Raw genomic sequence first — 18,953 nt, 5'->3', positions numbered from 1 at the left:
CGGGTGGCGTGCGCGCGGGGCCCGGGGTGCTCGTGCGCCCGGGCCCCCGCGCCGTCGCGGCGGGGCGCGGGGGGGGGGGCCCCCCCCCGCCGGCCCCCCCCCACGCCGCTCTGTTTCGTGCCCGCCTACTGCCTTGTGGTGGGCGTCAGTTGATGTAGACGTGCGGGCTGCCGGCGACGGAGCTGTCGACCACCGGCCCGTAGGTGGCGGTGAAGTAGCCCGTGGCGAAGCAGGTGCTCGGGCCGGACACCTTGGCGAACGCCTGGGAGGCGAACCCGATGGTCTGGCCGGTGTTGTCGGTGGTGCCGGCGATGCTGCCGGGCGCGCGGTACACGCAGGTGGTGGTGCCGAGGATGGTGTTCAGCACCACCGTGGTCTGCAGCGGACCGGCCGCCGTCGGGCTGAGCGTCACGGGGTTCCCGGCCGCGTCACTGACCGCGTTGGTGTACGGCAGGTTGTTGACGGTGATGCTCTTGACGCCGGTGACGCCGATGACGTTGGCGGTGCACGAGCCGAAGGTGTGGCTGTTGAGGCTCTCGGTGGCCACGCCCGGGGCCGCCGGGTTGCTGGTCACGGTGGCGGAGAAGGCGGAGACGGCACACTTGATGCCACTCGTGCCGGTGGCGCTGGAGTAGAAGGTGGCGTAGCTGCCGGGGACCAGGTTGGCGGTGAGGACGTCGCCGACCGCGACGGCGGGGCCGCCGACGGAGGTGTGGGTCAGCACGGTGGAACCGGCGGCCTGGGCCGGGGTGGTGGCGGCGGTGGCCAGGGCGACGGCGGCCAGGGCCGCGGCGCCGAGGGTGCGGCGGATGCGCATGAGGGTGCCTCTCTCCGTACGGAGTCGGGTGGGGGAGCCCGCGTGATCGCGCGGAGGTACGCGCGGCGGGAGGCGCCGCGGTTGCACGCGGCGGGGTGGTGCGGGGTGGGGTGCTGAGGGGTGGGGACACGCGTCCGGTGTCGGCGGCGGGCCCGGCGCCACGGGCCCGCCCGTACGGCGAGGAGGTGCGGGACGTGCGGAGGTGCGGTGAGGTGCGGTGGGGATGCACGTCGACGGCTGCCACCGCCGGGCATGCGTTCGCCATACTGAACAGTCGGAACGCGTGGAGGTTTCCGGCGGCTCAGCGCCGTCCGATTGGAAACCTGCGAGTGTTGTAAACCAGCCCTTGCGTCAATGTCAAGACAGAGCACAGGAGTTGGCGATGGACCTGGATGCCGTCCACGGTGCCGAGGCACTGCTGCTGCCCGGGGCGAGACCCGGCCGCGACCCGGCGCGATCGATCAAGCGCGGCCCGAGCCGGCTGCCCCCCGGCGTGGTCGCCGCCACCCAGCGGGAACGCCTGCTCGACGGGCTGGTCCACACCGTGGCGGAGCACGGCTACCAGCGCGCCACGGTGAGCGACATCTGCCGTGCGGCCGGGGTGACCAGGCCGGTCTTCTACGAGCTGTTCAGCGGCAAGGAGGACGCCTTCCTGGCCACCCACCGGCACGGCACCGGGGTGGTGATCCGGCGGATGGCGGCCGCCTTCGCGGCGGCGCCGGACTGGTGCGGCGGCATCCACGACGCCCTGCGCGCGATGCTCGACCTGCTGGCCCGCGTCCCGGCCTTCGCCACCATGGCGGTGATCGAGATCGAGTCGGTCGGACCGGCCGGCCGCCGCGAGCGCGAGCAACTCCTCACCCGGTTCCGGACGTTCTTCGCCGAGGTGCCCCAACTTCCCTGCGGGGTAGGGGTGGAGCCGCTGGTGGATGCCGTGGTCGGCGGCGTCTACAGCACCCTGTACCGCTGCGTCGATGCCGGTCGGACCGCCGAACTCCCCGATCAACTGCCGATGTTGAGCCTCTTCTGCCTGGCGCCGTTCCTCGGTCCGGAGGAGGCCGCCCGACGGTTGGCGCCGGTGGCGGCGCTCGGACCGGGCCCGGTGCGGGCGCCCGCGGTCACGGATGATGATCCTTCGTGCACCCGTATTGACCCGTCGTCTACTCGGCAGTAGCTTCCCAGTAATCCACCTGCGGTCCGACCGGGCCCGCCCCGCTGCCGAGGGGCGGCCCACCCGGCCGGGCCGCAGGACGCTGTCCGCGCCAGGGCAACGTGCCAGTGCCTGCACATCCCACCACCCGAGGGAGCACACATGGCCACGTCCGAGGACGCCGCCCCCACGCCCGAAAGCACCGACTCACCCGCCGGATCGAGAGGGCGGGTCCGTCTGAGGCGCACCGCCCTGATGGCCGTACCGGCCGTCGCCGTCGGCGCCGTCCTGATGACCCTCACCGCACAGGGCGTCCTCGCCGCCCAGTTCGCCATCTCCGGCATGCCGTTCACCGTCACCGCCGACAGCCTGGAGGGCGTCGGCTTCGAGCAGTTCGGCAGTCTGGACCACATGATCGAGGGCAGCCCGAACGAAGGGGACACCGGCGGTCAGGTCCTGGTCATCGTCTCGGCGATCAAGCAGGCGGAGCTCACCAAGCTCTGCCAGAGCGTCGACCTCGGCGGCATCAACCTGCTGATCAAGGCCGGTGATGCCGGCACACCCGTGACCGCCACCGACCTCACCACCGACTCGGACCTGGTCTCCGGCGACGCGTCGTTCAAGAACATCGAGATCGGCGGGGACGCCAGCACCTACACCAAGGCAGGCGTCCAGGGCCTGCCGGGCGTGTTCGGGCAGCAGGCCGACACCGTCACCATCCGCAATCTGCGGCAGCACAACTACGCCACCACCGCTGCGGCGTTCAAGCTGCCGCACCTGCGGCTGAGCTTCAGCTCGGAGGGCTGCTGACGGTGGCCGATCCCGTACCCGGCGGCGCCGGCCCGGCCGAGGGGGGCGGCGCCGCCGTCAGCCCCGCGGCGGCCGACCGCGCCGCCGCCGCAGAGTCCGCCGCGGGCGGTCGTCCCGGTGGAGCCGATACCGATGCCGCTACTGCCGTTCCCGCCGGTCCTGCGAGCGCGACGGCCGCCGATCCGGGCGGTCCAGCCGATCCGGCCGCATCCGACGGGCCGGCCCGGGCCGGCGGGGGCTGGCGCGGTTGGCGGGGTCGGCGGCCGTTCTGGGGCGGCCTGCTGGTCCTGCTGGGCGGCGCCGAGATCCTCTTCACCCTGAAGGCGCCGTTGCCGGTCATCCTGCACATCGGCATGCAGGGGCTGGCCGGCTACCTGGTACCGGTCGTGATGGTGATCTGCGGCGTGCTGATCCTGTTCAACCCGGCGCAGCGATTGTTCTACTCGGTGCTCGGGGTGCTCGCGTCGCTGGCCAGCTGGCTCACCTCCAACCTCGGGGGTTTCCTGATCGGCATGATGCTCGGAGTGGTGGGCGCCAGTTTGGCCTTCGGGTGGCTGCCGGACCAGCCCCCGCGCCGGCGCCGGTCGCGTCGCGCGACCCGCGGCAAGGCGGTCGGCGGCAAGGCCGCCGGCCCGGCCGGGGCCTGAGCCCGGCCGGGCCGCGCGACGGGCCGGCCGTGGCGCGGCCCCGCCTGCGGTGAAGGGAGAGCACCGCAGGCGGGCGCCGCCGCCGAGCGCGGTTCCTGGCCGGGGTCGGCCCGGGCCCGGGCTCAGATCGTCGAGGCGTCGATCACGAAGCGGTACCGCACGTCGCTCGCCAGCACCCGCGCGTACGCCTCGTTGATCTGGTCGGCGCGGATCAGCTCGATCTCGGCGGTGACCTGGTGCTCGGCGCAGAAGTCCAGCATCTCCTGGGTCTCCGGAAGCCCGCCGATCATCGAGCCGGACAGCGACTTGCGGCCGGTCAGCAGCGCGTGCGCGAGGACCTCGACCGGCTTCTCCGGCGCTCCGACCTGGACCAGCGTGCCCCCGGTCCTCAGCAGGCCGAGGTAGGCGCTCAGGTCGAGGTCGGCGGAGACGGTGTTGACGATCAGGTCGAAGGTGCCGGCCAGTTCGGTGAAGACGGCCGGGTCGGAGGTCGCCCGGTAGTCGTCGGCGCCGAGCCGCAGGCCGTCCTCGCGCTTGCGCAGCGACTGGCTGAGCACGGTGACCTCGGCGCCCTTGGCGTGCGCGATCTTCACCCCCAGGTGGCCGAGCCCGCCGAGGCCGACGATCGCGACCTTCTTGCCCGGGCCCGCGCCCCAGTGGCTGAGCGGCGAGTAGAGCGTGATGCCGGCGCAGAGCAGCGGTGCGGCGGTGTCCAGGGGCAGCGAGTCCGGGATGCGCAGGGCGTACCCCTCGTCGACCACCAGCTGCGAGGAGTAGCCGCCGTAGGTGGGTTCGCCGTCGTGGCCGACGCTGTTGTAGGTGAAGACGGGGCCCCCGGTACCGGTGCAGAACTGCTGCAGCCCGGCCCGGCAGTTGTCGCACTCCCGGCAGGAGTCGACGAAGCAGCCGACCCCGACCCGGTCGCCGACCGTCCAGCGGGTCACGCCCGGGCCGACCTCGGCGACCACGCCGGCGATCTCGTGGCCCGGGACCATCGGGAAGATGCCGTCGCCCCAGTCCTCGCAGACCTGGTGGATGTCCGAGTGGCAGATGCCCGCGAAGCGGACGTCGATCAGGATGTCGTGCTCGCCCAGCGCCCGGCGCGGGACGGTGGTCTTCTCCAGCGGGGCCTTCGGGGCGGGGGCCGCGTACGCGGCGACGGTCCGCGGTGCTGCGGCGGTGGTGGTGCTCGTGCCCTCCGTGCCGGTGCCCTCCGGGCCGGTGGTGCTCGTGGTGGTGGTGCTCGTGGTGCCCGCCGTGTTCGTTCCGGCGTTCGTCGTGTTCGTCATGTGCTCCAGCCTGCGGCGACGCGACCCGGGCAACCAGACCAGAGGTTGTCGTACGCACGCCCAACGTACGACCGGCAGACTCACCCTCATCGGGGACCTCCGTGGATGCCCCCGGCTTTGGCCGGGGGAGGAGGCGGACCGTCTGCGGAGCGGGGTCGGGGTGCGGTGTTTGGCCGTTGAGGCGGACCGCCGTGCGGGTGACGGCATCCGGTTGTCAGTGCCTGTCGGTAGGTTGATCCTGTGCATCTCAGGTACTCCTATCGCATCTGTCCGACGGTGGGTCAGCGGCAGGCGCTGTCCCGTACGTTCGGGTGCGCGCGGGTGGTGTACAACGATGCGCTCACCCTGCGGAAGGCGGCGTGGAAGGCGGACCGGTCGAGGATCCCGACCGGTGTTCTGGCCAAGTCGGTGATCACCGATGCGAAGAAGACGGACGCCAGGTCGTGGCTGGGGTCTGTGTCGGTCGACGCGTTGCAGTCGTCCATCCGTGACCTGGACACGGCTTACCGGAACTTCTTCGACTCGAAGTCCGGCAAGCGGGCCGGTCGCCCGGTGGGCCTTCCGGTGTTCAAGTCGCGGAAGGACAGCCGGCAGTCGCTGCGGTTCTCCCGCAACGGCTTCCGCATGCGGGGCAACGGCAAGCTGAACCTTGCCAGGATCGGTGATGTGCGGGTGAAGTGGTCGCGGGCGCTGCCGGCCGATCCGTCGTCGGTGACGATCGTGCTGGACTCGTCCGGACGGTACTTCGCTTCGTTCGTGGTGGACATCGAGCCGGACCATCTGCCGGAACTCGACACCGAGGTGGGGATCGACCTCGGGCTGACCGCCTACGCGGTGATGTCCGACGGCAGCGTGATCGACGACCCGCGCTTTCTGCGGAAGGCGGAGAGGAAGCTCAAGGCCGCGCAGCGGGCGCTGTCCCGGAAGGCGAAGGGGTCGAGGAATCGGGCGAAGGCCCGCAGGAAGGTTGCCAGGGCGCACGCCAGGGTGGCCGACACCCGCATGGACTGGCTGCACAAGCAGACGACCAGGCTGATCCGCGAGACCCAAGCGGTGTACCTGGAGGACCTGAACGTGCGCGGTCTGGCCCGAACCCGCCTGGGCAAGTCCGTCCACGACGCCGGATGGTCCACCTTCCGCCGGCTCCTCACCGAGAAAGCCGCCCGCTACGGACGGCACGTCGGCATCATCGGCCGGTACGAGCCCACCAGCCAGGTGTGCTCCACCTGCGGGGTCCTGGACGGACCCAAGCCGCTCGGCATCCGCACGTGGGCGTGCGGCCCGTGCGGCACCTCTCACGATCGTGACCTCAATGCTGCTCGGAACATCCTGGCCGCCGGGCGGGCGGACAGGCTAAACGCCTGCGGAGGGCCGGTAGGACCCGGTGTGGCGATCCCACGCCGGGCACGGCCCGTTGAAACAGGAACCCACCGGAACGCCGGCCGCACCGGGCGCAAACCCCGTGCCGCAGACGCGGCCGGAATCCCCGTGCCTTAGCGCGGGGAGGATGTCAAACTCGGGGGCATGGACCAGCGCACCGAACTCAGCGAATTCCTCCGGTCGCGGCGTGCCCGGCTGCAGCCCGTGGACGTCGGCCTGCCGGACCACGGCACCCGCCGACGCGTTCCCGGGCTGCGCCGGGAGGAGCTGGCACAACTGGCGGGCGTGAGCACGGCCTACTACGTCCGGCTCGAACAGGGGCACGGCGAGAGCGTCTCCGCCGCCGTCCTGGACTCCATCGCCCGCGCCCTGCGCCTCACCCCGGCCGAGCGCGAGCACCTCCAGCGGATCACCAAGCCCGCCCGCCGCCGGACCGGGCGCGCCGCAGCCCGGCCGCAGCAGGTCCGCCCCGAACTGCAGCAGCTGCTCGACGCGATGGAGGGCGTCCCGGCCTACGTGCTCGGGCGGCGACTGGACATCATCGCGTGGAACCGGCTGGGCAACGCGCTGCTCGGGGACTTCTCCGCGATGGCACCCGAGCACCGCAACATGGCCTGGCACGCCTTCCTCGACCCGGCGGCGCGCGAGCTCTACGACGACTGGGAGGGCAAGGCCACCGATGTGGTCGGCATCCTGCGGCTGGACGCCGGGCGCGACCCCGACGACCCCCGGCTGGCCTCGCTGATCGGCGAACTCTCCCTCAAGAGCGCCGACTTCCGGCGCCTGTGGGCCGCGCACGACATCCGCGACAAGGGCCACGGGACGAAGGAGCTGCACCACCCGGTGGTCGGCCGGCTGACCCTGCGGTACGAGACGCTGCGCCCGGCCGGCGACCCCGACCTGGTGCTGGTCACGTACCACGCCGAGCCCGGGACATCCTCGGCCGAGTCGCTGCGACTGCTGGCCAGCTGGGCCGCGCCCGGCCCGGCCGGCGCTGCGGACCGGACCGGGGGAGTGGACCGGACCGGGGGAGCAGAGGCGGGCGTCGCGCCGGACGCGGGCCCGGTGGGCCGGGAGTCCTGATCGCGGACGCCTGAGGAGGCCGATCGTCCCGGCCCGGCCGGGACGATCGGTCCTTCCGTACCACCTTCACCGGGCCGTCTACTGGACCTGCCGCCGTCCGGGCCCCACCCTGCCCGGAATCGGCCGGTCAGGGTGAACGGCTGCTTTCTGTCAGGTATCTGACGCCTGGTTAGGCTGCCGTCCATGGAGATCAGCAGCACCACCAACGAGTACGACCGGTTGATCGCGCGCCACCACGCCATGCGCCTGCGCAGGCAGTTGCTGGTGCCGGCGTCGTCCTCGCGGAGCGCGGCGGACCGGCCGTCGGTGACCGCCGTGGCCGAGGGGCGCGACGGCTACGACGGCGCGGCCGACCAGGGACTGATCCGGGACAGTCTCGGATCCGTCGCCCCGCTCGCCGAGCTGATCGACCGGCTCTACGCGGTGATGTTCCGGCGTCGGCCCTACCTGCGCTCGCTATTCCCCGCCTCGATGGAGTTCCAACAGGCCCATCTGGAGCGGATGTTCGCGTACCTGATCGAGCACCTCCACCGCCCCGACCGGCTCGCCGCCTCGCTCGCCCTGCTCGGCCGCGACCACCGCAAGCTGGGGGTCCGCCCGGTCCACTACGAGGCCTTCGAGGAGGCGCTCCGCGAGGCGCTCAGGCATCGCGCCGGCTCCCGGTGGAGCGAGGGCGTGGAGGCCGCCTGGGTGCGGATGCTGCGCTTCGCGGTCGGGGCGATGAGCGCGGGAGCCGAGTCCGCGCTCGCCGAACCGCCGTACTGGCGCGCCGTGGTGGTCGGCCACCAGCGCCGCCGCCCCTCCCTCGCCGTGCTGCGGGTGCGCACCGGCGAGCCCTACCCCTACCGGGCCGGCCAGTACGGTGCCGTCGAGCACCCGCGGCTGCCGCACACCTGGCGGCAGTACTCGATGGGCTGCGCGCCGCGGGCCGACAACGAGCTGGAGTTCCACGTGCGCCGCACCGGCCCGGGCGGCGTCAGCGAGGCGCTGGTCGAGCACACCGCCGTCGGTGACGAGCTGCGGCTCGGCCCGCCGCGCGGCACGCTGATGCCCGAGGACGGCACGCGCGACCTGCTGCTGGTCGCCGCCGGCCTGCCGCCCGCCCGCGTCCACCACGATCCGCTGCCGGGGCGCGTCCATCACGCCCCGCTGCCCGCCCGCGTCCACCACCACCCGCTGCCGGGGCGGGTCTGAGCGCCCGGTCGCTCAACGGAAGCAGTACGAGTCCGAGGACGCGTCGCCGCCCGCCAGGTGCGTCTGGTGCACCCGCAGACCGCCGAACTCCGCACCGTGCGGGTAGAAGTGCGGGTCGACGGTGAGCCCGCCCGCCTCGGTGTCGGCGTCCAGCTTGATGATCCAGGGCTCGATGCCGTCCGGGTAGAACTGGTCGTCCCAGGCGCCGTACAGCGAGTTGGTGAGGTAGAGCCGCCGCCCGTCCCGGCTGATCTCGACCATCTGCGGCGCGCCGCTCAGCGGGCGGTCGGGCTCGGCCGGGTGCGGCGTCCTCGCGGCCACCCCGCCGAGTCGCACCGAGCCCGTCGGCCGGGGGTGGAACGGGTCCGACACGTCGAACTGGAACAACTCGCCGGTGCCCCAGGCGGAGACGTACAGCCAGCGGTCGTCCACCGACAGGTTGATGTCCGTCACCAGCGGCGGCACCGCGCCGAAGGGCTGCAGCGCCGGCGGCAGGTCCTCGGGCTTCGCCGGTTCGGCCGGTATCTCGATCACCTTGCGCGCGGTGAACGCCGCCCCCTCCCGGTACCAGAGCCAGACCGAGGAGGAGAGGTCCTCCACGTTGGCCACCACACCGACGAAGCCCCACTCCGCCTGGGGATCGTGCGCCGGCCGTAGCTCCAGCACCATCTGGTACTGGTCGCCCAGGTCGATCCGTTGCAGGTGCCGCCCCGAGTCCAGCTCCCAGAAGTGCAGCGCGTGCCCGTACTTGCGACCCAGCAGCAGCTCCGGCACCACGCCGTCCTCGACCATCCACGGCGTGCCCCACTCGCTGGTGACGCCCACGTTGGTCCCCAGGTGCCACCAGACGTCGTAGGCGAAGTGCTGCGGTCCGCGCTCCGTCTCCCAGGCCCGCAGGACGTCGAAGGTGGTGTGGTCGAGCAGCGCCACCCCGCCGGGCCCGTCCCCGCCGTCCCCGCTGCCGAGGCAGGACAGGAAGACGCCGTCCGGCCCGCAGTGCAGGGTGTGCGGGCGCGAGTACCCCGCTCTGGCCGCCAGCTCCTCGGCCTGGACGGTCTTCACCAGCCGCGGGCGCACCGGGTCCGGCCGGGTGTCCATCACGTGCAGCCGGGAGGAGCGCAGCCCGGGCAGCAGCAGGTAGCGCCGCTCGGGGTTCTCGTGGCAGGCGTGCGCGAGCGCGCTGGAGCAGGCGTTCCAGCCGAAGTGGTGCAGTTCGTCTCCGAGCCCCGGCAGCTCGGCGAAGTTCAGCACCCGGCCGTAGCTCGGCGAGGCCGGATCGGTGTCGACGGTGATCAGCGCGTCCGGCCGCTGCGCCGACCGGTCGAACCCGGCGACGTAGGCCAGCTTCTCCGGCGGCGCCGCGATCGCCTCCGCGGGTGTGCGGTAGAGGGAGGGATCACTGTGCCCGACCTGCGGATCGTCTCCGTGCGGCATTCTTGCTCCTCAACTCGCCTCATGGGCAAGGGAAGTGACAGTGGCCCGGGTAGCGTTCCACAGAACCGCGGGCGCACAGCAGGCGCACGGGGAGCGGAGCGGGCCGCCCCGCCCGCCGCCGGGATCGGCCGCTGCCGCCCACGGGCGCGGCTCGCCGCCGACCGAGGTCCGCCGAGCACGGCGGAGCTACCGGCCGGTATCGTCGGTGCTCCGGATCGGCGGTCCCTGCCACCACGGCAGGCGGAGCAGAGAATGGGTACGGCGGACATGGAGTTCCGAGAAGACATCCTGGGTGCCCCCTACGAGGCGGTCGAGCTTCCGCTCGCCCCCGACGAGGAGGGCGCCGTCAGCGCCACCCTGGTGCGCCGGCTCGTCCCGGGCAGCGAACGCGCCGTCCTCTACGTCCACGGGTACGTGGACTACTTCTTCCAGACCCACCTCGCCGACCACTTCGTCGAGCGCGGCTTCTCCTTCTACGCCCTCGACCTGCGCAAGTACGGCCGCTCGCTGCGCCCGCACCAGTCGCCGAACTTCGTCCGCGACCTCGCCGCCTACGACGAGGAGCTGGACGCCGCGGTGCGGATCATCCGGGAGACCGACGGGCACCGGGAGCTGCTGGTCAACGGTCACTCCACCGGTGGCCTGGTCACCGCACTGTGGGCCGGGCGCCGGGCCGGGCGGGGCCTGGTCGACGGGCTGTTCCTCAACAGCCCGTTCCTCTCGATGCCCGCCGCCCCGGCCGTCCGCACCCTCGGCGGGCCCGCCGTGGAGGCGCTCGGCCGCTTCGCCGCCACCCGCAAGCTGCCGTCCACGCTCAACCCGCACTACGTGCACAGCCTGCACCGCGACCACCGCGGCGAGTGGGACTTCGACCTGAGCCTCAAGCCGGCCGAGGGCTTCCCGCTCTACGCCGGCTGGCTGGCCGCCATCCACCGCGGCCAGCGCCGGGTCCGGCGCGGACTCGGCATCGACGTCCCCGTGCTGCTGATGGCCTCCACCGCCTCGATCGCCACCACCACCTGGCAGGCCAAGCTGCACCACGCCGACGCCGTGCTGCGCGCCGACGACATCGCCGCCGAGGGCCCGAAACTGGGCCGGCACGTCACGATCGTCCGGATCGAGGGCGGCATGCACGACCTCGTCCTCTCCGGCGAGGCCGCCCGCGCCCAGCTCTTCACCGAGCTCGACCGCTGGCTCGGCGCCTACCTGCCGGAGTCCTCGTGACCGAGCCGGCCCCGTACGACGCGGAGCCGCTCCCGGTCGGGCGCCGGACCGACCTCGGGTGGGCCAAGCTGATGCCCGACATCGACCACGACGGCGGCTGGCTGCTCACCCTCGACGACACCCCGCAGTCCTACGTCGACCTGGGGGATCCGACCCACCTGGAGTTCGAGTACACCCGGCGGATCGGCCACCTCGTCGACGCCCTGGCCCCCGCCGGGCAGCCGCTCGACGCGCTCCACCTCGGCGGCGGCGCCCTCACCCTGCCCCGCTACCTCGCCGCCACCCGCCCCGGCTCGCGCCAGCGGGTGGCCGAGGTCGACGGCCCGCTGCTCGCGCTGGTCGAGGAGCACCTGCCGTGGCGGGGCCCGGGGGCGGACATCACGGCGACGGTCGGTGACGCGCGGGCCGAACTGGCGGCGGTCCCGGCCGGCTCGCTGGACCTCGTCGTCGCCGACGTCTTCCACGGCTCGCGCACCCCGGCGCACCTCACCTCGGTGGAGTTCCTGCGGCTGGCGGCCGCCGCGCTGCGCCCCGGCGGGTGCTACGCCGCCAACCTCGCGGACGGTCCGCCGCTCGCCTTCGCCCGCGCCCAGGCGGCGACGGTGCGCGCGGTCTTCCCGGAGGTCTGCCTGATCGCCGAGGCCCCGGTGCTGCGCGGCCGCCGCTACGGCAACATCCTGCTGGTCGGCTCCACGGGTCCGCTCCCGCTGGCCGACCTCTCGCGTCGCCTCGCCGCGGACATCTTCCCCGCCCGGCTCACCGAGGGCGCCGACCTGGCCGCGTTCACCGGCCGGACGGCGCCGGTCACGGACGCCGGGGCGACGGACTCCCCGCCGCCCCCCGACGGCGCGTTCAGCGTCGGCTGAGCGGGCCGACGGCACGGGCCGGTGCCAGACTGTCCGGAGGGCCTCCGCCGAGCCCGCTCGGCGACCTCACCGTGTCCGGTGCCGCCGTCCCGCCAGTTCCGCCGTTCCTGTTGAACCCGTTGACCCCGATGTTCCCGAGGAGACCCAGGTGACCGCTGACGAACCGTCGGCACCGTTGCCGGCCCAGCTCGGTGCCGTGCCCGAGACCGCGCTCTGGACGCTCTACCAGCGTGCCGTCGAGGCCCGCAGGCCGGACGGGGTGCTGCGCGATCCCAAGGCCGTCGAGCTGGTCGACCGGATCGACTACCCCTTCGCCGAGCGGTTCGGGACCAGTGGCACCCAGGCCCAGCTGCAGGCGCTGCGGGTGGCCTGCTTCGACCGCGAGGTGGCGGACTTCCTCGCCCGGGAGCCGCGCGGCACCGTGGTCTGTCTGGGGGAGGGCCTGGAGACGCAGTACTGGCGGGTCGACAACGGGCGGGCCCGGTGGCTCACCGTGGACCTGCCCGAGTCGGTGGCGCTGCGCGAGCGGCTGCTGCCGCCCGGCCCGCGGCAGCGCTACCTGGCCGCCGACGCCACCACGTTCGGCTGGGCCGACGAGGTGGACCGTGACCATGGCGTACTGGTCACCGCACAAGGCCTGCTGATGTACCTGCCACCGATGCGGGTGCGGGCCCTGATCGCGGGCTGCGCCGAGCGGTTCCCGGGAGGCTCGCTCGTCCTGGACGCCGTGCCGCGCTGGTTCAGCCGGATCACCTTGAGCGGCAGGATGCGTGCGCACGAGTACGAGGCGCCCCCGATGCCGTGGGCGATGGACGCGGACGAGCGGGCCAAGCTCCGCACCGCGAGTCCGGCGGTGGCCTCGGTGCGGGACGTCCGGCCGACCGGCGGGCGGGGGCCGGTGGGCGCCCTGCTGCCGCTCGCGCTGACCGTTCCGCCACTGGCCACCCGTCGCCCCTCGGTCACCGTCCTGGACTTCGCCGAGCGGCCCGAGCCGGCGTAGACGGTGGCCCCAGCAGGGGAGGAAGAGCCGGCCGGCTGGTCGGATCGGTGCTGACGTGGCAGGACGCGAAGTCCGGAGGCTGGCGGCGGGCACTCGGTAGGATGCCGAACCGTCAGGGCCTGGGGGCGGCCGTGGAGGTGGCGGGCGCCCGGCGGATTGCGGGGGGCTGTGAACGTTCCGGGGATGCGGGTCGCCGACCGGTACCGGTTGGAGGTGCCGCTCGGGCGCGGCGGGATGGGCGAGGTCTGGCGGGCCCATGACCCGCAGTTGGACCGCGAGGTCGCCATCAAGTTCCTCCGGGCCCACCCGGATGCCGGGGGCAGGGCCCTGGAGAGGTTCCGCCGGGAGGGCCGGGTCACCGCCGGGTTGCAGCATCAGGGGATCGCCCAGGTCTTCGACAGCGGGGCTCAGGGCGGGCAGCTCTACCTGGTCATGGAGCTGATCAGGGGGCGCAACCTGGCGGAGGTGCTGCGCGAGCAGCCGGCGGGACTGCCCGTTCGGCAGGCGGTGGACCTCGCCGCCCAGGTGGCCGATGCCCTGGCGTACGCCCACGGGACGGGGATCGTCCACCGGGACGTCAAGCCCGCCAACCTGATGCTGGTCCCGGGAGACCGGATCAAGGTGTGCGACTTCGGGATCGCCGGTTACGTCCGGGCCGACTCCGGTCTCACCCGGGAGGGCAGCTTCGTCGGGACGCCCGACTACATGGCGCCCGAGCAGTGGCGGAGTCCGCGGGTCGACGGACGGGCCGACCTCTACGCGCTCGGTTGCGTGCTCTTCGCCCTCCTCACCGGCCGACCGCCGTTCGCGACGGGTGGTGGCCTCTGGGTGGCGATGGCACATCACCTCCAGACCCCGCCCCCGCAGCTCGGTTCGCTCCGACCGGACATCCCCGAGGACCTCGACCGTCTCGTGTCGGAGCTGCTCGGCAAGGACCCCGCAGGTCGCCCCGCCGACGCCGCGACGGTGGCGGAGCGGCTCCGGAACGTGGGCCGCGGCCGACCTGCCCCCGCGCTCCGGGCGCCTGCGGCACCCGCGGTGGTCGGCCTGGAGCTGCACCACAACGAGTTCCTGGCGCCGGGTGCCACCGAAGTCCACACGATCGTCACGGTGACGGGCGGGGGCGCCGGCGCGGCGCCGGGCGGTCCGGTGGCGGCCGTGCCCCGTGCGCTCGTCTTCCTGCTCGGTCTGTCCACGGAGCTGCCCGCAGCGGATCTCCGGGCGGTCAGGACGACGGTGGCCGCCGCCGTCGACGGTCTGGACGAAGACGTCTCCTTCGCCGTCGTCGCGGGGGCGGAGTACGCGACGATGCTCTACCCCGCCACCCAGCGGCTGATCCGGGCGACCGAGGCCGCCAAGGCCGGGGCGCGGGCGGCCCTGGCGGGGCTGGAGCCCGTCGAGGCGGCGGCGTTCGGCCGGTGGATCCGGCTCGCCGACCGGCTGTTCGCGGGCCACGCGGACGCGGTGCGCACCGCGATCCTGCTGACCGACATCGAGGCGCGGGCGGAGAGCGGCGACGAACTGGCCGCCGCGCTGGCCTCCTGCGCGGGTCGTTTCTCCTGCCACGCCCGTGGCATCGGCACCGACTGGTCGGTGGCACAGATCCGGTCGATCACCTCGGCGCTGGGCGGCACCATGAACATCGTTCGCGCGCCCGCGTCCCCCGGCGGGAAGCCCGGTCTTGCCGAGGAGCTGGCCGCGCTGCTCGACCGGACGCGACAGACCGTCGTCCGTGATCTCGCCCTGCGGGTCACCACGTACGCCCGCGGCCGGGTGCGCTACTTCAAGCAGGTCTCGCCCGGGGTGGAGGACCTGTCGAACCGCGGGGACCGCGTCGGTCCGGGAGCCGTCGAGTACGCCATCGACATCGCGGACGGCGAGTCACGCGAGTACCACCTGTGCGTGGACCTGGAGCCCGGACGCCAGGGGGACGAGATCACCGCAGCCGATCTGGAGATCGTCCAGCTCCCCCCGGCCGGAGACGGCCGGGTCCTCGCCGGAGCCCGGTTGCCGGCCGTCTGGACCGACGGTCTCGGGCGGTCCTCCGTGACGCACCCCGCTGTCGATCAGGAGGAGCTCAAGCGAGCGATCGAGGAGGCGCTCCGACGAGACCCGCCCGCGAAGTCCGGCGGCTGAGGACGTGTCCCGCAGATCCGGCCCGTCGGTCCCGGTCCGCCGACCGGTTCGCCGGCGTGCCGGCACACACCTCAACTACTCGGTCTTGCTGAGTACCGGTAGTCAGCGTTACGGTGTACCAGTACTCACTAACGCTGACTAGCTCAGGGAGAGGAGGCGTCCATGGCCAAGCTGCTGACGGAGATGCTCAAGGGCACGCTGGAGGGCATCATCCTCGCGTCCCTGTCCGGCCGGCCCGCCTACGGCTACGAGATCACGGCGCGGCTGCGGGAACAAGGTTTCTCGGACATCGCCGAAGGGACCATCTACGCGCTGCTCCTCAGGATGGAGAAGCGCGGTCTCGTCGACGTGGAGAAGGTCCCCTCCGAGAAGGGGCCGCCACGCAAGGTGCACTCCCTCAATGCTCAGGGACGGGAGTACCTCGAAGAGTTCTGGAGGACGTGGAGCTTCCTCACGGGACGACTGGAACAGCTCCGCGAAGGGGGCAAGTAGCCATGTCCGATGTCGAAAACGGCGGCTTCATCGCGAAGGTGATCGGACCCAAGAAGCGCTGGAGGGCGTACAAGGCGCGCGTCAAGGAGCTCCCCGGGAACCACCGCGCGGCGGTCGGCGCGATCGAGCGGTACCTGATGCACTTCGTGCCGATCGACGGCGACAGCAACGCGTCGATGTTCGAAGACCTCGCCGACCTGTTCGAGCAGGCCGCGGCCGACGGAACGCCGATCCGCGACATCGTCGGGGAGGACCCGGTGGAGTTCGTCAACGCGTTCGCCGAGAACTACTCGGAGGGCGGCTACGTCCCCGCCCGCGCGCGGAAGCAGCTGACCGACGACATCGCACGCGCCGAGGGCGCGGTCGGCTGACGTCCGTGCGCACGACTCCCGGACCGGCGAGGTCCGGGAGTCACCGTTCACGCCGACCGTCACTGCGTCGGACGGGCAGCCCGGACCACGGGGCTGGGCTGCCCATCCGACCGGCCGGCGGCCACGGGCGTGGCACGGCCACATCGACGTTCGCCGAGCCCGGTCCTGACTCCGGACGAACCGTCCTCGACTCATTCACCGCAGTCCCTTCAGCCCTCGAACGGGAGAGTTCCATGGGTCCATCTGTCATGCCCACATCCGGAAAGGGCGGCGCTCCGCAGGTGCCCGCCGCCGTCTCCGCCGTCGGCCTGTGCAAGTCCTACGGCGACAAGACCGTCCTCGACGGCATCGATCTGTACATCCCGGCCGGGTCCGTGTTCGCGCTGCTCGGGCCGAACGGCGCCGGCAAGACCACCGTCGTCAAGATCCTCTCCACCCTCATCGGCGCCGACGGCGGTCAGGCCCAGGTGGCGGGCCACGACGTCGCCGCCTCACCCGACGGGGTGCGGGCCGCGATCGGCGTCACCGGGCAGTTCTCCGCCGTCGACGGCCTGATCACCGGCGAGGAGAACATGCTCCTCATGGCCGACCTCCACCACCTGTCCAGGCGCGAGGGGCGACGGGTCACCGCCGAGCTGCTGGAGCGGTTCGACCTGGTCGAGGCGGCGAAGAAGCCCGCCTCCACCTACTCCGGCGGCATGAAGCGCCGCCTGGACATCGCCATGACCCTGGTCGGCAACCCGCGGATCATCTTCCTCGACGAGCCGACCACCGGCCTCGACCCGCGCAGTCGCCACACCATGTGGGGGATCATCCGCGAGCTCGTCGCCGACGGCGTCACCGTCTTCCTCACCACCCAGTACCTGGACGAGGCCGACGAACTCGCCGACCGCATCGCCGTGCTCAACGACGGCAGGATCGCCGCCGAGGGCACCGCCGAGGAGCTCAAGCGGCTGATCCCCGGCGGACACGTCCGGCTCCGCTTCACCGACCCGGCCGCCTACCGCGGCGCCACCGCCGCCCTGCCCGAGAGCACCCGCGACGACCAGGCGCTGACCCTGCGGATCCCCAGCGACGGCAGCCAGCGCGACCTGCGCACCGTCCTCGACTCGCTGGACTCCGCCGGCATCGAGGCCGACGAACTCACCGTCCACACCCCCGACCTCGACGACGTGTTCTTCGCCCTCACCGGCCCGGCCCACGTCCCCCACCAGACCGAGGAGACCGTCCGATGAGCACCCTCTCCCTCGCCGTGCGCGACTCCACCACGATGCTGCGCCGCAACCTCCTGCACGCCCGGCGCTACCCGTCCGCCACCCTGAACCTGTTGCTCGCGCCGATCATGCTGTTGCTGCTCTTCGTCTACATCTTCGGCGACGTGATGAGCGCGGGCATCGGCGGTGGCGGCGCCGACCGCTCCGAGTACATCGCCTACATCGTCCCGGGAATTCTGATGATGACCATCGGCAGCACCGTGATCGGGGCCGCGGTCTACATCTCCATGGACATGAGCGAGGGCCTCATCGCCCGCTTCCGGACGATGGCGATCCACCGCGGCTCCGTGATCATCGGGCACGTCGTCGGCAGCGTGCTGCAGTGCGTCGCCAGCGTGGTCCTCGTCGGCGCCGTCGCGGTGGCCATCGGCTTCCGGTCCACGGACGCCACCGCCTTGGAGTGGCTGGCGGCGTTCGGGCTGCTCGTGCTGTTCGCCCTGGCGTTCACCTGGATCGCGGTCGGCATCGGCATGGCCAGCCCGAACGCCGAGGCGGCCGCCAACAGTGCACAGCCGCTGATCCTCCTCCCGCTCATCTCCAGCGCCTTCATCCCGGCCGACACGATGCCGGGCTGGTTCCAGCCGGTTGCCGAGTACCAGCCCTTCACCCCCGCCATCGAGACGCTGCGCGGTCTGCTGCTCGGCACCGGGATCGGCAACAACGGCTGGCTCGCGATCGCCTGGTGCGTCGGCCTGACCGCGCTCGGCTACCGCTGGTCGACGGCCCAGTTCAACCGCGACCCGAAATGAGCGCGTGGGCTGCCTCCCGCAGCCCGTCCCGCTCCGGGGCGGCGCACTCCGACACCACGTCGGCGTACGCCGCCCCGTCGGCTCAGGCCGGGGCTGCGACCACGCCGGCTGGGACTGGATGAGCGGCCGCGACACGGCGCCGGTGCCGTGCCGGGCGGTGCGTGCGGCGTTAGGCTGGCGCCGTGGTTCGCCCCGACGAGCGCGCCGAAGGCGCCGGACCGTTCACGACCCGGCTCACCTGGCGGTTGGCCGAGGGCGGTTCGGCCGTCTGGGAGTCGCGCCTGGCCCGCAAGCGCGGGGCGCTCAGGGTCCGCGCCGAGGGAGGGGCCGAGGCCCCACCGCGCAGTGCGGACGAGGCGGCCCTGCGCCGGCTGCGCACGCTCAACGCCCTCGCCGCCTTCGCCTTCACGATCGGCGGAGCCCTGTTCGCGCTGGGCGCCGCCGTTGCCCAGGCCGGATCTGTCTCCGCGACGGGGATCGCCTCGATCTACTTCGCGGGAGGGCTGTTCTTCAACACCGGCGGCTACACCTCGCTGCTCCAGGCGATCAACGCCCCGCGCCGTTCCGGTGCGACGGACTCGCTGGTGACGCGCGGCTGGCGGTGGTGGAGTTACGAGCCCGCGCGGATCGACTGGCTGAGCACCTTCGTCCTGTTCCTCGGGACGCTCGTGTTCGGCGTCAACCTGTTGGACTCCTTCCTCCAGGGGCTCTCGGCCCAGCAGGAGAACCGGCTGATCTGGGCCCCCGACATCGTCGGGTGCGTGCTGTTCCTGGTCTCGGGGCACCTCGCGCTGGTCGAGGTCTGCCACGGCCGGCCGTGCTGGCGCTCGCGCAGCCTCGGCTGGTGGATCGTCGCGGTCAACCAGTTCGGGTCCGTGCTCTTCCTGGTGTCGGCGCTGGCCGCCTTCACCCGCCCGGAGACCGGCAGCCTGATCAACGTCGACATCGCCAACTGGGGAACCCTCGTCGGTGCGGCGTGCTTCTCGGTCGGCGGCGTCCTGCAGTTCTTCGAACGCCCCTGACGAACGCCCCGGGAC

Annotated in this window: 18 protein-coding genes; 15 read left to right on the top strand and 3 right to left on the bottom strand. The window is 72.7% G+C overall.

What is annotated here, in order from left to right; genetic code table 11:
* Positions 1–145 precede the first annotated feature (145 nt).
* Positions 146–817: a Tat pathway signal sequence domain protein gene (locus ACFVYI_RS31805; protein WP_387891999.1), complete on the bottom strand. Its 672-nt coding sequence runs from the start codon at positions 815–817 to the stop codon at positions 146–148.
* Between the two features lie 382 nt (positions 818–1,199).
* On the opposite strand from ACFVYI_RS31805, the gene ACFVYI_RS31800 reads away from it, so the two are divergent.
* The 3 genes from ACFVYI_RS31800 (at position 1,200) to ACFVYI_RS31790 (ending at position 3,424) form a co-directional block, all read left to right on the top strand.
* Complete coding sequence (locus ACFVYI_RS31800) at positions 1,200–1,991, top strand: TetR/AcrR family transcriptional regulator (RefSeq protein WP_387891997.1); 792 nt, start codon at positions 1,200–1,202, stop codon at positions 1,989–1,991.
* Between the two features lie 138 nt (positions 1,992–2,129).
* Entirely contained in the window at positions 2,130–2,777 is a 648-nt protein-coding gene (locus ACFVYI_RS31795) for a DUF6230 family protein (RefSeq protein WP_387891995.1), read from the top strand.
* Between the two features lie 278 nt (positions 2,778–3,055).
* Positions 3,056–3,424, top strand: coding sequence for a DUF6114 domain-containing protein (locus tag ACFVYI_RS31790; protein WP_387892010.1), 369 nt, complete (start codon positions 3,056–3,058; stop codon positions 3,422–3,424).
* 122 nt (positions 3,425–3,546) lie between these two features.
* Here ACFVYI_RS31790 and ACFVYI_RS31785 read toward each other — a convergent pair whose 3' ends face one another.
* A complete protein-coding gene (locus ACFVYI_RS31785; protein ID WP_387891993.1) occupies positions 3,547–4,713 on the bottom strand; it encodes an NAD(P)-dependent alcohol dehydrogenase in 1,167 nt (388 codons plus the stop codon).
* A 240-nt stretch (positions 4,714–4,953) separates the two neighbouring features.
* On the opposite strand from ACFVYI_RS31785, the gene ACFVYI_RS31780 reads away from it, so the two are divergent.
* From ACFVYI_RS31780 to ACFVYI_RS31770, 3 genes are all read left to right on the top strand, one after another.
* Positions 4,954–6,210: an RNA-guided endonuclease InsQ/TnpB family protein gene (locus ACFVYI_RS31780; protein WP_387891992.1), complete on the top strand. Its 1,257-nt coding sequence runs from the start codon at positions 4,954–4,956 to the stop codon at positions 6,208–6,210.
* 27 nt (positions 6,211–6,237) lie between these two features.
* The gene (locus ACFVYI_RS31775) at positions 6,238–7,176 is read left to right on the top strand and encodes a helix-turn-helix domain-containing protein (protein ID WP_387891990.1); all 939 of its coding nucleotides are present in this window, start codon (positions 6,238–6,240) and stop codon (positions 7,174–7,176) included.
* A gap of 183 nt (positions 7,177–7,359) precedes the next feature.
* Positions 7,360–8,370 carry a globin domain-containing protein gene (locus ACFVYI_RS31770; RefSeq protein ID WP_387891988.1) on the top strand — a complete coding sequence of 337 codons (1,011 nt, stop codon included), beginning with the start codon at positions 7,360–7,362 and terminating at the stop codon, positions 8,368–8,370.
* Positions 8,371–8,382: 12 nt separating this feature from the next.
* On the opposite strand, the gene ACFVYI_RS31765 is transcribed toward ACFVYI_RS31770, so the two are convergent.
* Complete coding sequence (locus tag ACFVYI_RS31765) at positions 8,383–9,804, bottom strand: selenium-binding protein SBP56-related protein (RefSeq protein ID WP_387891986.1); 1,422 nt, start codon at positions 9,802–9,804, stop codon at positions 8,383–8,385.
* Between the two features lie 267 nt (positions 9,805–10,071).
* On the opposite strand from ACFVYI_RS31765, the gene ACFVYI_RS31760 reads away from it, so the two are divergent.
* The 9 genes from ACFVYI_RS31760 (at position 10,072) to ACFVYI_RS31720 (ending at position 18,938) form a co-directional block, all read left to right on the top strand.
* Entirely contained in the window at positions 10,072–11,028 is a 957-nt protein-coding gene (locus tag ACFVYI_RS31760; protein WP_387891984.1) for an alpha/beta hydrolase, read from the top strand.
* A 71-nt stretch (positions 11,029–11,099) separates the two neighbouring features.
* Complete coding sequence (locus ACFVYI_RS31755) at positions 11,100–11,894, top strand: spermidine synthase (RefSeq protein ID WP_387892008.1); 795 nt, start codon at positions 11,100–11,102, stop codon at positions 11,892–11,894.
* A 148-nt stretch (positions 11,895–12,042) separates the two neighbouring features.
* Entirely contained in the window at positions 12,043–12,894 is an 852-nt protein-coding gene (locus ACFVYI_RS31750) for a class I SAM-dependent methyltransferase (protein ID WP_387891982.1), read from the top strand.
* A 183-nt stretch (positions 12,895–13,077) separates the two neighbouring features.
* Positions 13,078–15,030 (top strand): serine/threonine-protein kinase, encoded by a 1,953-nt coding sequence (locus tag ACFVYI_RS31745; protein WP_387891981.1) that lies wholly within the window; start codon positions 13,078–13,080, stop codon positions 15,028–15,030.
* 162 nt (positions 15,031–15,192) lie between these two features.
* Positions 15,193–15,522: a PadR family transcriptional regulator gene (locus ACFVYI_RS31740; protein ID WP_387891980.1), complete on the top strand. Its 330-nt coding sequence runs from the start codon at positions 15,193–15,195 to the stop codon at positions 15,520–15,522.
* Positions 15,523–15,524: 2 nt separating this feature from the next.
* On the top strand, positions 15,525–15,893 hold the full coding sequence (locus tag ACFVYI_RS31735; protein WP_387891978.1) for a DUF1048 domain-containing protein: 369 nt from the start codon (positions 15,525–15,527) through the stop codon (positions 15,891–15,893).
* 248 nt (positions 15,894–16,141) lie between these two features.
* Entirely contained in the window at positions 16,142–17,128 is a 987-nt protein-coding gene (locus ACFVYI_RS31730) for an ATP-binding cassette domain-containing protein (protein WP_387891976.1), read from the top strand.
* On the top strand, positions 17,125–17,916 hold the full coding sequence (locus ACFVYI_RS31725) for an ABC transporter permease (protein ID WP_387891975.1): 792 nt from the start codon (positions 17,125–17,127) through the stop codon (positions 17,914–17,916). Before ACFVYI_RS31730 ends, ACFVYI_RS31725 begins: the two co-directional genes overlap by 4 nt.
* Positions 17,917–18,098: 182 nt before the next feature.
* Positions 18,099–18,938 carry a hypothetical protein gene (locus ACFVYI_RS31720; RefSeq protein WP_387891973.1) on the top strand — a complete coding sequence of 280 codons (840 nt, stop codon included), beginning with the start codon at positions 18,099–18,101 and terminating at the stop codon, positions 18,936–18,938.
* The last annotated feature ends 15 nt before the right edge of the window (positions 18,939–18,953 follow it).

The sequence above is a fragment of the Kitasatospora sp. NPDC058218 genome, assembly GCF_042882445.1.
In the GTDB taxonomy this organism is placed as follows: Bacteria; Actinomycetota; Actinomycetes; order Streptomycetales; family Streptomycetaceae; genus Kitasatospora.
The sequence above is the reverse complement of the archived record's forward strand: the minus strand, read 5'-3'. Positions and strand labels throughout refer to the sequence as shown.

What these genes read in the sequence shown, in the direction of transcription:
- ACFVYI_RS31735 (WP_387891978.1), top strand. Translation starts at nt 15,525, where the DNA reads ATGTCCGATGTCGAAAACGGCGGCTTCATCGCGAAGGTGATCGGACCC.
- ACFVYI_RS31775 (WP_387891990.1), top strand. Translation starts at nt 6,238, where the DNA reads ATGGACCAGCGCACCGAACTCAGCGAATTCCTCCGGTCGCGGCGTGCC.
- ACFVYI_RS31755 (WP_387892008.1), top strand. Translation starts at nt 11,100, where the DNA reads ATGCCCGACATCGACCACGACGGCGGCTGGCTGCTCACCCTCGACGAC.
- ACFVYI_RS31760 (WP_387891984.1), top strand. Translation starts at nt 10,072, where the DNA reads ATGGAGTTCCGAGAAGACATCCTGGGTGCCCCCTACGAGGCGGTCGAG.
- ACFVYI_RS31765 (WP_387891986.1), bottom strand. Translation starts at nt 9,804, where the DNA reads ATGCCGCACGGAGACGATCCGCAGGTCGGGCACAGTGATCCCTCCCTC.
- ACFVYI_RS31740 (WP_387891980.1), top strand. Translation starts at nt 15,193, where the DNA reads ATGGCCAAGCTGCTGACGGAGATGCTCAAGGGCACGCTGGAGGGCATC.
- ACFVYI_RS31785 (WP_387891993.1), bottom strand. Translation starts at nt 4,713, where the DNA reads ATGACGAACACGACGAACGCCGGAACGAACACGGCGGGCACCACGAGC.
- ACFVYI_RS31800 (WP_387891997.1), top strand. Translation starts at nt 1,200, where the DNA reads ATGGACCTGGATGCCGTCCACGGTGCCGAGGCACTGCTGCTGCCCGGG.
- ACFVYI_RS31770 (WP_387891988.1), top strand. Translation starts at nt 7,360, where the DNA reads ATGGAGATCAGCAGCACCACCAACGAGTACGACCGGTTGATCGCGCGC.
- ACFVYI_RS31795 (WP_387891995.1), top strand. Translation starts at nt 2,130, where the DNA reads ATGGCCACGTCCGAGGACGCCGCCCCCACGCCCGAAAGCACCGACTCA.
- ACFVYI_RS31730 (WP_387891976.1), top strand. Translation starts at nt 16,142, where the DNA reads ATGCCCACATCCGGAAAGGGCGGCGCTCCGCAGGTGCCCGCCGCCGTC.
- ACFVYI_RS31805 (WP_387891999.1), bottom strand. Translation starts at nt 817, where the DNA reads ATGCGCATCCGCCGCACCCTCGGCGCCGCGGCCCTGGCCGCCGTCGCC.
- ACFVYI_RS31725 (WP_387891975.1), top strand. Translation starts at nt 17,125, where the DNA reads ATGAGCACCCTCTCCCTCGCCGTGCGCGACTCCACCACGATGCTGCGC.
- ACFVYI_RS31745 (WP_387891981.1), top strand. Translation starts at nt 13,078, where the DNA reads ATGCGGGTCGCCGACCGGTACCGGTTGGAGGTGCCGCTCGGGCGCGGC.